At 70.7% G+C, this 11,909-nt stretch carries 14 protein-coding genes; 4 read left to right on the forward strand and 10 right to left on the reverse strand.

The window, feature by feature from the left end; all coding sequences use genetic code 11:
* Positions 1-5 precede the first annotated feature (5 nt).
* Both pcaD and catC read left to right on the forward strand, forming a co-directional pair.
* Positions 6-824, forward strand: a complete 819-nt coding sequence (gene pcaD / locus ASF43_RS22755) for a 3-oxoadipate enol-lactonase (RefSeq protein WP_056186159.1) — start codon at positions 6-8, stop codon at positions 822-824.
* Positions 825-840: 16 nt separating this feature from the next.
* On the forward strand, positions 841-1,119 hold the full coding sequence (gene catC, locus ASF43_RS22760) for a muconolactone Delta-isomerase (RefSeq protein ID WP_056186162.1): 279 nt from the start codon (positions 841-843) through the stop codon (positions 1,117-1,119).
* A gap of 11 nt (positions 1,120-1,130) precedes the next feature.
* On the opposite strand, the gene ASF43_RS22765 is transcribed toward catC, so the two are convergent.
* Complete coding sequence (locus ASF43_RS22765; RefSeq protein WP_056186164.1) at positions 1,131-2,831, reverse strand: sensor domain-containing diguanylate cyclase; 1,701 nt, start codon at positions 2,829-2,831, stop codon at positions 1,131-1,133.
* A gap of 190 nt (positions 2,832-3,021) precedes the next feature.
* On the opposite strand from ASF43_RS22765, the gene ASF43_RS22770 reads away from it, so the two are divergent.
* Positions 3,022-4,383: an FAD-dependent oxidoreductase gene (locus tag ASF43_RS22770; RefSeq protein ID WP_056186167.1), complete on the forward strand. Its 1,362-nt coding sequence runs from the start codon at positions 3,022-3,024 to the stop codon at positions 4,381-4,383.
* 27 nt (positions 4,384-4,410) lie between these two features.
* Here ASF43_RS22770 and ASF43_RS30940 read toward each other — a convergent pair whose 3' ends face one another.
* From ASF43_RS30940 to ASF43_RS30090, 4 genes are all read right to left on the reverse strand, one after another.
* On the reverse strand, positions 4,411-4,611 hold the full coding sequence (locus tag ASF43_RS30940; RefSeq protein WP_156373472.1) for a hypothetical protein: 201 nt from the start codon (positions 4,609-4,611) through the stop codon (positions 4,411-4,413).
* A 149-nt stretch (positions 4,612-4,760) separates the two neighbouring features.
* Positions 4,761-5,246 carry a VOC family protein gene (locus ASF43_RS22775; RefSeq protein ID WP_056186171.1) on the reverse strand — a complete coding sequence of 162 codons (486 nt, stop codon included), beginning with the start codon at positions 5,244-5,246 and terminating at the stop codon, positions 4,761-4,763.
* Positions 5,247-5,313: 67 nt separating this feature from the next.
* Positions 5,314-5,925 (reverse strand): GAF domain-containing protein, encoded by a 612-nt coding sequence (locus ASF43_RS22780; protein WP_156373473.1) that lies wholly within the window; start codon positions 5,923-5,925, stop codon positions 5,314-5,316.
* Positions 5,926-6,131: 206 nt separating this feature from the next.
* Positions 6,132-7,133 (reverse strand): polysaccharide pyruvyl transferase family protein, encoded by a 1,002-nt coding sequence (locus ASF43_RS30090; RefSeq protein WP_162241848.1) that lies wholly within the window; start codon positions 7,131-7,133, stop codon positions 6,132-6,134.
* On the opposite strand from ASF43_RS30090, the gene ASF43_RS31285 reads away from it, so the two are divergent.
* A complete protein-coding gene (locus ASF43_RS31285) occupies positions 7,132-7,281 on the forward strand; it encodes a hypothetical protein (protein WP_162241849.1) in 150 nt (49 codons plus the stop codon). The genes ASF43_RS30090 and ASF43_RS31285 overlap by 2 nt on opposite strands.
* A 226-nt stretch (positions 7,282-7,507) precedes the next feature.
* On the opposite strand, the gene ASF43_RS22790 is transcribed toward ASF43_RS31285, so the two are convergent.
* From ASF43_RS22790 to ASF43_RS22810, 5 genes are read right to left on the reverse strand one after another with little or no spacing between them, the layout of a single operon-like run.
* A complete protein-coding gene (locus ASF43_RS22790) occupies positions 7,508-8,818 on the reverse strand; it encodes an MSMEG_0569 family flavin-dependent oxidoreductase (protein ID WP_056186180.1) in 1,311 nt (436 codons plus the stop codon).
* A 27-nt stretch (positions 8,819-8,845) separates the two neighbouring features.
* Positions 8,846-9,130 (reverse strand): MSMEG_0570 family nitrogen starvation response protein, encoded by a 285-nt coding sequence (locus ASF43_RS22795; protein WP_056186182.1) that lies wholly within the window; start codon positions 9,128-9,130, stop codon positions 8,846-8,848.
* A gap of 12 nt (positions 9,131-9,142) precedes the next feature.
* Complete coding sequence (locus ASF43_RS22800; RefSeq protein WP_056186185.1) at positions 9,143-10,360, reverse strand: MSMEG_0565 family glycosyltransferase; 1,218 nt, start codon at positions 10,358-10,360, stop codon at positions 9,143-9,145.
* Complete coding sequence (locus ASF43_RS22805) at positions 10,353-11,351, reverse strand: sll0787 family AIR synthase-like protein (RefSeq protein WP_156373474.1); 999 nt, start codon at positions 11,349-11,351, stop codon at positions 10,353-10,355. Before ASF43_RS22805 ends, ASF43_RS22800 begins: the two co-directional genes overlap by 8 nt.
* On the reverse strand, positions 11,342-11,905 hold the full coding sequence (locus ASF43_RS22810) for an MSMEG_0567/Sll0786 family nitrogen starvation N-acetyltransferase (RefSeq protein WP_056186187.1): 564 nt from the start codon (positions 11,903-11,905) through the stop codon (positions 11,342-11,344). Before ASF43_RS22810 ends, ASF43_RS22805 begins: the two co-directional genes overlap by 10 nt.
* Positions 11,906-11,909: the final 4 nt, after the last annotated feature.

Genomic DNA, 11,909 nt, shown 5'->3' on the forward strand with positions numbered 1-11,909 from the left:
TGGACATGCCACAGGCCAAGCCTTCGGCGCCGGTACCGTTGACCACGGCACGCGGCACGTTCTGTGTCAGCGTGGACGGCGATCCGCACGCGCCCGCACTGATCCTGTCCAACTCGCTGGGCACCCTGCTTGAGATGTGGGACCCGCAGGTCGCTGCGTTCTCGAAGGACCACCGGCTGATCCGCTACGACACGCGCGGCCACGGTGGCAGCCCGGTCACGCCGGGGCCGTACAGCTTTGCCGACCTGGGGCAGGACGTGCTGGCCGTGGTGGATGCACTCGACATCGAACGGGCTGCCTTCTGCGGCATCTCGATGGGCGGCCACACCGGCCTGTGGCTGGGCGTGCATGCGGGGCACCGCTTCAATGCCATCGCCGTGTGCAACAGCGCTGCCCTGATCGGCACGGCCCAAGGCTGGAACGAGCGGTCCGCGATGGTGCGCGAAGGCGGGCAGGCCGCCATGCAAACCCTGGCCGCATCGTCGCCCGGCCGCTGGTTCAGCGCCGACTTCGTGGCCGCACAGCCGGCCACCGTCGAACGCGCGCAAGGCTGGATCGCCGGCATCGCACCGCAAGGCTACGCGGCCTGCTGCGAGGCGCTGGCCACATCCGACCTGCGCGGCGACCTGCACCGCATCACCACGCCCACGCTGCTGCTGGCTGGTGCATCGGACCCTGTGACCACGGTGGCCGACGCCCAGGCCATGCAGGCCGGCATCCCGGGCGCACAGCTGGCCGTGGTGCCAGCGTCGCACCTGTCCAACCTGGAGGCGCCGCAGGCGTTCGACCAGGCCGTGCTTCGATTTCTCGCAACCGCTTCCTGACCCGAAAGGCCACCCCATGCTGTACCTCGTCCACATGATCGTCAACATCCCGTCCACGCTCGCACCCGAAGAGGCCGCGCGCATCAAGGCCGAGGAGAAGGCGTATTCGCAACGCCTGCAACACGAGGGCAAATGGCCGCACCTGTGGCGGGTGGTCGGCGAGTACGCCAACTACAGCGTGTTCGACGTGGAAAGCAACGACGCGCTGCACGACACGCTCAGCAAGCTGCCGCTGTTCCCGTTCATGCAGATCACGGTCACGGCGCTGGCCCGGCATCCGTCGTCCATCGTCTAGCCAGAAGCCTGCTAGGCCAGTGCCCCGGCCACCGTGACGCAGTTGCGGCCCCGGTCCTTGGCCAGGTACAGGGCCTCATCGGCGCGGTGCACCAGGTCTTCCAGCCCGGCGTCGGCCAGCGACGATTCAGCCACGCCGATGCTTACTGTGATGCGGCCCCAGGCGCCGTGCTGGTGCGCCATGATGGCCTGGCGCAGTTCCTCGGCGATCTGTTGCGCCTGCGCGAGCGACGAGTCGGGCAGCAGCACGACGAACTCCTCGCCACCCCAGCGCGCAATGACGTCGGTGCCGCGCAGGCGGGCGCGCAGGCAGTTGGCCAGGAACTGCAGCACGGCGTCGCCGATGGCGTGGCCGTGCAGATCGTTGACGACCTTGAAGTGGTCGGCATCCAGCATCAGCAGGCTCAGTGGCCGGCCGCTGCGCCGGGCCAGCGCGAACAGGGATGCACCTTGCGCATGCAGGCCGCGCCGGTTCAGCACGCCGGTCAGCGGGTCGTTGCGCGCCATGAGTTCCAGCGCGCGGTTGGCCTGCTCCAGGTCGGCCGTGCGCTGGCGCACCTGCCGCTCCATCTCTTCATTGGCGGCCAGCAGCCGCTGCGTCATGCGGTGCAGCGAGCCGGACAGCGCCAGCACCTCGCGGCTGCTGGTCAACACCGGGATCGTGGCGCCCGCGCGGCGCGCCTCGACCTCTTCGGCGGCCCGCGCCACATGGCGCAGGTCGCGGCCGAGCCTGCGCGCGCCCAGCCATGCGGCGCCGCAGGCCAGCAGCGCCACCAGGCAGCCGATGCCGAACGCGATCTCCACCGCGCCGCGCAGCGGCGCCAGCGACTGGGCCAGCGGCTCGCGCGCGACGATGTGCCAGCCGAGCGCGGCCACGCTGGCGTCCGGCTGCAGCAAGGCAGCGGCCGTGAGGTAGCGCTCGCCGTCCTGCCAGGCCACGATCTCGGCCGGCGCGTCGTCGCGGTCCACGTCGAGGCGCCGCGCCGTCGGCAGCCGTTGCTGTGCCGCGCGCAGCGCGGTGGTGCGGCCGCCCGGCGCATAGAGCAGCTCGCCGGCGCGGTCGAAGATGAAGATCTCCAGCTGCCGCTCGCCCGCATTGCCGGGCAGGATGCGCGCAATCGCCTGGCGCGCCCAGTCCCAGCTCACGTGGGCGCACAGCACGCCGAGCAGTGCACCGTCGCGCCGAATGGGCGCCGCGAAATCCAGGAAGCGCAGCGGGTCGCCACTGGCCGGCGCGGGCAGCTTGGCCTCCAGCAGCACGGCCGCGTGCACGTCGCCCACATACAGGCCCTGGCGCCCCCCGCTGAACCAGGGCCGCGCCGCCACGTTCTCGCCGAGCAGCAGGTCGCCGGTCGCGGCGCGCACCACGCCCTGGGCGTCGGCCACGCCGATCCACAGGCTGTTGGGGCTGACGGCGCGCAGGCGCCCGAGCAGCGCGACGACGGCGGGCGAGTCCAGCCCGTCCTGCCACAGCGCCTGCGAGCGCGTCAGCACCTCGATCTCTCGGCTGCGCTCGACCAGGCCCTCGGCCAGCAGCTTGGCTGCGTTGCTGGCGATGACGTCCAGTTCCGTCGCGCTGCGCTTGACGGACTCCTGGCGCACGAGGTCGCCGAAGATCAGTGCGAGGACGACGGCCAGCGCGCCCACCAGCAGACCGAACAGGGCCGTGATCTGCGTCGTCAAGGCCGGTGCGGAACGTCGGGCCGAAGGCATATGTGTCGATTCGTCTCGCGGGGCCATGGGTGCAGGGCTGCAAGCCTGTGCGTAGGCCGGCCGGCAGGTGCGTCCAGTGTCGGTAGGCGCAGCGGCCAATGTATCGGCCTGCGCAAACCGCGCGTGTGGGAGAACACGCCGTCGCCGGAGGCGACTAGCATGTCGGCCCCGACCACCGCCAGGCACGCCCATGCACGAGACCGCACCCCGCACCTTGAACGAGCCGAGCCGCGACACGCCCGTGTGGGGCGCCTACGACGTGGTCGTGCTGGGCGGCGGCCCGGCCGGCATCGCCGCGGCCACTGCTGCGGCGCGCGGTGGCCAGGCCACGCTGCTCATCGAGCGCTACGGCTTCCTGGGCGGCATGGGCACGGCGGCCGGCGTGACGAACTTCTGCGGCCTGCATGCCAATGTGCACGGCAGCATCCAGCAGGTCGTGCATGGCGTGGCCGACGAGCTGCTCGCGCGCATCGACGCGCTGGGGGGGCTGAACGCGCCGCATCGGATCTTTGCCGACCGGATCGCCGCGCAGGCCTACGACAACGCGGCGCTCAAGGTCGCGGCCGATGACCTGGTGCTGGGCAGCGGCGCCCGGCTGCTGTTCCATGCCACGCTGGTCGGCGTGTCGATGGACGGGCCGGGGCGCATCCGCGCGGCGCTGATCGAGACCAAGTCGGGCCGCTTCGCCGTGCTGGCCCGGACCTTCATCGACTGCTCGGGCGACGGCGACCTGGCCGCCCATGCCGGCGCACCGTTCGAGAAGGGCACGGGCGGGCACGACATGATGTATCCCTCCACCATGTTCCGCGTCAACGGCGTGGACGCCGCCGTGGCGGGCGATGCCTACAACCGCTTCGGCCAGCTCATGGAAGAGGCGGAGAAGAAGGGCCGCAAGTTCCCGCGCAAGATGCCCATCATTCGGCCGCAGAAGAACCCTGCGGAGTGGCGCGCCAACGTGACCCAGCTGTCCAATGCCGACGGCAGCCCGGTGGACGGCACGAACGCCGCGCAGCTCAGCGACGCCGAGGTGCAGGGCCGGCGCCAGATCGTGGACTTCTTCCAGTTCCTGCGCGCGTCGGCGCCAGGCTTCGAGAACTCCTACATCCTGGAGATCGCGCCGCAGGTCGGCGTGCGCGAGACACGCCGCATCGTGGGCGACTACCAGTTGACCGAGGCCGACGTGCTGCAGTGCGCGAGCTTCGAGGACAGCATCGGCGTCAACGGCTGGATGGTGGAGGAGCACGTGGCCGGCACCATCGCGCTGAAGTGGCAGGACATCCCGCACTGCCGCGGCTTCAACCACCTGCCCTACCGCATGCTGCTGCCGCGCCAGGTCGACAACCTGCTGGTGGCGGGGCGCTGCGCCTCGATGACGCACATGGGCCAGTCGGCGGCGCGCGTGTCGGGCGCCTGCTTCGTCATGGGCCAGGCGGCCGGCACGGCCGCGGCGCTGGCGTTGCAGGCCGGGGTGCGCCCGCGCGATGTGTCGGTGCCGGCGCTGCAGCAGCAGCTCGAAGCGGCAGGGGCCTACCTGGGGCGCGAGCAGGCGTGAGAGTAGGCCGGGGCCAGCACCTCGGCCTCAGGCGAAGTGCGTCCAGGCCTCCAGCGCGCGGTCATGGCTGTCGATGCGCAGGTGCGATGCGGCCGCAGGTGGGCGCCGCGGCGTCGCGGGCTGGGCGGCCGGGGCCGGCGGCACCGGCGCGGGCGTGGCCCATCTCCACAGCTGGTGCGGGCAACTGGACGAGCAATGGCCTTCTCGGCCGCAGGCGATGCATGTCATGGCGCAACTCCGGTTGCCTGCAGCATGCGCGCTGCAGGCCCCGGCCGTCAGTGACGGATTCCCGTTCCGGCGTCGGCACGGGTGCACATTTGTCCCCGCTGCGGCGCGTACCGGCCTGTCGGATGGCGCGCCGTGCCCGCAGCGCGGCCTCAGCCCGCGCCGCGGCGCGCTGCCTCGATGGCGGCGATGTCGATCTTGCGCATGGTCATCATCGCCTCGAACACCCGCTTGGCCGCGGCGCGGTCCGGGTCGGCCATGCCGTCGGTCAACGCGCGCGGCGTGATTTGCCACGACAGCCCCCAGCGGTCCTTGCACCAGCCGCAGGCGCTTTCCTGGCCGCCGTTGCCCACGATCGCGTTCCACAACCGGTCGGTCTCGGCCTGGTCGTCCGTGGCGATCTGGAACGAGAAGGCCTCGCTGTGATGGAAGGCCGGCCCGCCGTTCAGCCCCAGGCAGGGGATGCCGGCCACGGTGAACTCGACCGTCAGCACATCGCCCTGGTGGCCCGAGGGGAAGTCGCCCGGCGCGTGGTGCACGGCGCCGACCGCGCTGTCGGGGAAGGTGGCGGCATAGAAGGTGGCGGCGTCCAGCGCGGTGCCGTCGTACCACAGGCAAAGGGTGTTCTTGCTGTGCATGCTGTGCTCCTTGGTGGGAGCGGCGATCTTGGCACCGCGGCCGCCCGCTGACCAGCGGGGGCTGCCCTCAACAGGCTGGCGGTCTTGCGAGGTCCGGGTAGGGCGGCACCAGCCCGGGCTGGGCGAGCGCGCTGCTCACCTGCACCAGCAGGTCCAGGTTCAGTTGCTCCGGGTCGCGCGGCACCACGTCGTAGTGGCACAGCGTGCCGATCAGCGTGCCGTCCGATTCCATGATCGGAATGCCGCAGTAGGCCAGGACCACGTCGCGCGCCGGGTGGCCCAGGGTGCGCGGGTCCGATGCGGCGTCTGCCGTGGCGAACGGCTTCATGCTGCCGCGCACGAACGAGCAGTAGGTTGCCGTGTCGGGCACTTCGTCGGCCTGCGTGATGGCCAGATTCTCGCGGTCGACATGCACACAGGACGTGGCCTTGCCGTCCTTGAAGCGGAAGATGCCCAGGAAGCGGTAGTCCGACTGGCGCAGCACCGCGTACAGCGCGGCGCGGATGCCGTCGCTGTGCAGCAGGCTCGTGAAGATGTTGAACGCCACCGCCGTCTGGTCGATGCGCCCCACGACGGAGACCGGCTGGCGCGCAGCGCCGCCGCGTGCCTGTGCCGTCGCCGTGCCGATCTCCTGCGTCAGTTCGTCGAGCCGCTGGGCGTGGGGGCGGGTGGTCGTCATGGTGGTCATCAAGGCGCAGGTGCGCGTCCGTTCAGGGGGTGGGCGATTGTGCATGGCAGGCGAAGGCGTGCCGCAGCCCGTGGCCTGGACGGCCGTGCGCCGTGCGCAGCTGGATCAGAACCTGGCGCGGGCCGGCGCCGGGCTGCTGGCGCGGCTGGTGGCGCCCGGGGCGGTGGCGGTGCGGCCCGTGATGGCCGAGCGCACCATCAGGACGCGAGAAAAGCAGCGGCAGGCTGCCCGCCGGCGTGCGGCGTGGCGCGGGGTGGCGCCACGGGCGCAGCCACTTCGGGCGGCAGTGGCCCGGCCAGGTCCATGCGGGCCGAGAACGCGTCCATGGTCTCCATCAGGCGGCGCTTGGCGTCGTCCTGCACACGCGCATCGCTCAAGTACAGCGTGGGCGCATTCTTGAGCTGCGTGAGTTTGTCGAGCACCGATTGCCAGACCTGCTGCCGGTTGTTGGTGGGCAGGGGCGGGGTCCAGCTTTTCGCGTCCATGCCCAGGCGGATGAGGCCTTTTTTGATCGCGCTCTTGAACAGTTCCTTTTTGTTGCTGAACGGCTCGATATCCCACAGCTCCGGCAGATCCTCGGGCGCATAGGCCATCTTCAGCGACGCGCACCAGTCCTGCCATTTGAATTCGAGAATGTGCTGGTAGGCACGCACCGGCATCCAGGGCACGCGCAAGGCATCGGCCACGATGGCCGCGTGCATGGCCTCGGCAATCACGAATTTGCTTCTGGAGATTTGCAAAATGGTCTGGTGGATATCGGCCGTCGGGTCCAGATAGGTCAGGCCCACCTGGCGGCATACCTCGGCCCAGTCTGCCTGGTAGGCGCTGACATGGTGCGGCATATAAGACACCATCGAGGTCTGGCTGGGCCGTTTGGGCACCAGTTCGGAGACCAGAATGGCCGGGTCGGTGATCGCAAAATCCGGCGACAGCCCCAGATAATCCGCCGTTTTCGGGCCGCGCACGAAAACGTAATTCCAGCCGGCCTCGGGTGGCGGGGCTCCGTAATATCCCGTGCCAGAGCCACACACATACACCGGCCCTGGAATACGCGTGCGGTCGTTGATCAGCGTGCCGATGCCCAAAATCGTACCGCGGCCGCGCTCCTGGAACAGCTCCGGATAAAGGCTGTACCAGACCCAGGGATTCAGGTCGTCACCAAAATTACCTCGGGAATCTTTGTAATAGGACAGCTGCATGAATTCGGTCGTCAGAGTGTTTGTTGTGTCCGGTTTCATTGAAGCCCTGGTGCGGGCGTCGCGCCCCGGAATCCCGGAGATTTGTACAAACGCTTGTGCGGTGACGACACCACGGAAAATCGTGCGCGCGCTCGTCGACGGCAGATGATCGTATGCAATCAGTTGGCATGTGCTGGTGATTGCAACAAGACGATTCTGACCGTCTGGCCGACTTCTGATTCCAGAATGCTTGCACTGGTGCGCCATGGCGCACGACGCCGCTACCGTAACCGATTCACCCGGCATGCGTGCCGGAAATACCCGAGCCCATAGGGATATTGGGAGCGGCTGAGTAATGCAACAGAAATTACATTCTCAGCGTCCCAATCAGTTGCTTACGCAGCGCGCAGCTCGATTGTCGCTGTTGCCACAACGGGCTGATCGGCCAACCCGCCCAGGCGCACGATCTGTTGCGCAAGGTATTCGGCGTCCCGCGCCACCCCGGAAAAGCGACCCGAGCCCCAGGTGTGCAGCCAGGGCAGGCCCAGGAAGTACAGGCCCGGCTGCTGCGTCACGCCACGCAGGTGCACCGGCTCACCACGGCCGTTGAACACCGGCGCGTCCACCCAGGCGAAGTCCGGCAGGAAGCCGATGCACCACACCACGCTGCTGATGCCGGCCGCGCGCAGGCCCAGCGTGGTGCGCTCGGCCGCGGGTTGCCAGACCGGTTCGTAGACGCCGCCGGGCGGCGCGTCGATGCCTTGGGCCGCGATGAACTTGTCGATCGAGGCGTTGATGCCGTTGAAGATCGCGTCGGCATGGTCCAGGTGCTCGCGCAGGTTGGACTGGAACTGCAGCGTGTCGCCGTCCAGCCCGGTGAGCTGGCCGTACAGCTGCATGCCCTCGGCCGCGAAGCGGCGCAGGTCGATGTCGCGCCCGCCGTCGCGCCCGGTCACGTAGTGGTTGGTGTTGTCGCGCACGCCCTCGCGCAGCGGGTGCTGCGTGACGGGCATGTCGTAGTAGTGCATGTCGGCCAGCCAGTCGACCACGTCCTTGCCGCGGTAAAAGCGCGCGCAGCGCGGCGCGTTGCCCGTGGCCAGGAACACCTGGCGGCCGGCCAGGTGCAGGTCTTCGGCGATCTGCGCACCCGACTGGCCGCAGCCGACCACCAGCACGGCGCCGGCCGGCAGCTGGGCGGCGTTGCGGTACTGCGCCGAGTGGTACTGCGTGACGCAAGCCGGCAGCCGTTCGGCCATGCGCGGCACCACGGGCTTGTGGTAGCCGCCCGAGGCCACGACCACCTGGCCCGCCGTGAACCGGCCGGCGCTGGTGTCCACCGTGTAGCGGTCGGCCTCGCCCACGCGCGAGATCTTCTCCACCGTCACGCCTTCGAGCGCGGGCGGGCGCACCTGGGCCACGAAACCCGCCAGCCAGGCGTTGATCTCGTCCTTGACCATGAAGCCGTGCGGATCGTCGCCCGTGTAGGGCCAGCCCGGCAGGTTGCACTGCCAGTTGGGCGTGACCAGGCAGAACGAGTCCCAGCGCTGCGTGCGCCAGGCGTGCACGAGGCTGCGCTTTTCGACGACGAGGTGGTCCACGCCGCGCTGCTGCAGGCAATGGCTCAGCGACAGGCCGGCCTGGCCGCCGCCGACGATGACGACGCTGTAGTGCGTGATGGAGGGGTCGACGGGCGAGAGGTAAGACATGGTGGGCTCCGGGAAAGGGGTGGGCGTTCAGTCGAACGCGACGACGGTGACCGTGGCGCCTGCCGCGCCTGCGAACAGCGCAGCCCGGGCCTCGATCTCGGCCAGCTGGTCCATGGCCTGCGAACACGCGAAGCCGTACTTGGCGCGCACGCGTTCTGACGCGATGCCCAGCGCCTCGCGCGTACGGGCGGTGAAGTCGTACAGCGGGTAGGCCGTGCCGGGCGTGAGGAAGTCCGCCACGACCAGCGAGGGCGAGTAGCAGCGCGTCTCGGTCTGGTCGGGCCAGCGGACGCGAAAGTGCATGACGGGCATCGTGGTTCTCTTTCAGGCGGTGGTGGCCAGGCCGCGGCGCGCGGCCGCGATGCCCTGCCGGTACAGCAGGCTGTGCCGGGCGGCCGACACCGCCCAGCTGAAACGCGCGCCGAGCCGCGCGGCCGCGCTGGCGATGCGCCGGGGCGAGCGCCGGTCGATCGCGTGCGACAGCGCGTGGGCGATCGATGCCGGGTCGAACGGGTCGGCCCAGCTGCAGTCGCCATCGAGCAGGTATTCGGTGAACGGCGCGATGCGCGACACGGCCACCGGCACGCCGCTGGCAAGCGCCTCCAGCACGACCAGGCCGAAGCCCTCGTTCAGCGAGGGCATCGCGACCACGTCGGCCAGGCGGTACAGCGCGGGCATGTCGGCGTCGGCCAGCGGGCCGGTGATGACGACGGGCTGGCCCGGCCCATGGGCCAGGCCGGCCGCCCGCGCCAGCGCGTGGAACTCGCGCGCGTAGGGCGCGTGGTCCAGGAGGCTGGCGCCGCCCGCGATGACGAGCTGCGCGCCGGGCCGCTGGGCGCGCAGCGCGATGAAGGCCTGCAGCAAGCGCAGGGTGTTCTTGCGCGCCTCGATGCCGCCGACCGCCAGCACCACGGGCGCGCCCACGTGCACGCCCAGGCGCTGTGCCAGGGCCGCGTCCTGCGGCTGCGCGATGTCGGAAAAGCGCGCGCTGTCCACGCCATTGGCCACCTCGTCGGCGGCCACGCCGTGCTCGCGCGCCAGGGTCTGCTGCCACAGCCGGCTCACGCAGAACACCTGCCGCGCCGCGCGCAAGCCGCGCGCCTGCCAGGCCATGAGCTGCGGCTGCGCGAAGGTTTCCAGGTGGTGCACGGTGCGCACGAAGCCCTGGGCCAGCCCGCGCTCGGCCAGCGTGGCCAGCGCGTTGCCACCGATGGGGTCGTGCGTGTGCAGCACGTCGAAGCTCTCGCGCTGCAGCAGCGCCGCCAGGTGCGTAGTGAACGCATCGATGCGGTTGCCCACCATCTCCACCATGCCCTGCGCCGCCGCCGCCGCCGCCGCCGCCACCGGCACCAGCGCGCTTGCGCAGCGCAGAGGGCGAAAGAAGGCCTGGCCCGGCGTGGCGGGGGCCAGCACGGTGACGGCATGGCCGGCGTCGTGCAGCGCATGGGCCAGCTCGATGGTGTGGACCACGCCGCCACGCGGGTTCACCGAATGCGTGAGCAGCGCGATGCGCAGCGGCGCGGTGGTGTAGCGCTCAGGCATCGCACAGCTCCCGCGGCCCGGGCGCGCAGATGAAGTTGTCGCGCTGCAGGTCCCACAGCAGCGCGTGCTCGCCGCCCTGCGCCAGGTGCAGCGCCCGCGTGTCGTCGACATCACCGACCACCGCGGCCGCCAGGTCGCGCGCTGCGAAGCGCGCCAGCACCGCGTCCACGTCGCCGGGCCGCACGCTCAGCACGAAGCCGTAGCTCGGGAACGCGTGCAGCCAGCGCAGCAGCGGCTGGCCCGCCGGCCTGGGGATCGCGTCCAGGTCGATGGTCGCGCCCACGCCCGAGCATTCCAGCAGCATCAGCGCCGTGCCGATGGCGCCGGCCATGCTGATGTCCTTGGCCGCCCTGCACAGGCCGTCCTCGGCCAGCGCGGGCAGCAGCGCCAGGTCGCCGCGCAGGCGCTCGGTCGGGGCCGTGGTCGAGGCGTTCCAGTACGGGAAGGGCTCCTCGTAGGCGCCGCGCAGGTCCACGGCCATCACGAGCCGGTCGCCCGGCCGCGCGTCGAAGCTGGTGAGCAGGCGCTGCGCGCGGCCCAGGATGGCGACGGCCAGTTGCGGCCGCGCGCTGCGGTTGTTGCTGTGGCCCCCGACGATAGGCACGCCGTAGCGCGCCGAGGCCGCGGCCATGCCCCGCAGCATGTCGGCGGCCGGGTCCATGCCGTGGCTCCACAGCGCGTTGACGACGGCCGTGGGCCGCCCGCCCATGGCGTAGATGTCGCTCACGTTGACCATCACGCTGCAGTAGCCGGCGAACCAGGGCATGCGCTCGATGAAGTCCTCGACCAGCCCCTCGATGGCCAGCAGCAGGTAGCCGCCCTGGCCGTCGGGGATGGCCGCGCAGTCGTCGCCCACCGGCACGGCCTGCGCCAGGTCGCCCGCACCGCCGGGCAGGGCCGTGCCCAGCGCCGCCACGATGTCGCCGATGTCGCGCTTGTGCGCGAAGCCGCGGCTGGTGCGCAGCGCGGTGACGATCTCGGTCAGGTGCATGGCGCGCTCCTGCGCCGCGACACGAAGCCGCTGGCTGCGTCGTGGCAGGGCGGGTAGTGCGCCAGGTCCGGCGCCATCACGGCATGCGCGCGGCCGTGCACCGCCGTCTGGCCCAGGGCCTGCCAGTGCAGCTTCTCGAACAGCGGCACGTTCTGCATCTGCACGTGGGCGCGGAAGGCGGTGCAGCCCTGCGCATGGGCGCGCGACACGGCCAGCCGGATCAGCGTGGCGCCCAAATGGCCCTGGCTGCGAAAGGCCGGGTGCACGGCCAGCCGCGAGCCCCACCACAGGCCGGGCCGATCGGCGTGGATGCGCACCGTGCCCACCACCTGCTCGGGCATGCCGGCGATGCATGCCATGGCCACCAGCAGCTGCGCATGGCCGTCGATGGTGTCGCGGTCGTCGCCCGCGAAGATGCCCTGCTCGATGCAGAACACCGCGCGGCGCAGCGCGTGCGCCTCGTCGCGCTCCCAGCCGGCCGTGGCCTCGCGCACGATAAACGCGACGGGCGCGTAGTCCAGCCGCAGCTCGCTCAGGTCGTCGATGCACAGCATGGCG

Origin of the sequence: Pseudorhodoferax sp. Leaf267 (assembly GCF_001422405.1) — a bacterium.
Taxonomy (GTDB): Bacteria; Pseudomonadota; Gammaproteobacteria; order Burkholderiales; family Burkholderiaceae_C; genus Pseudorhodoferax.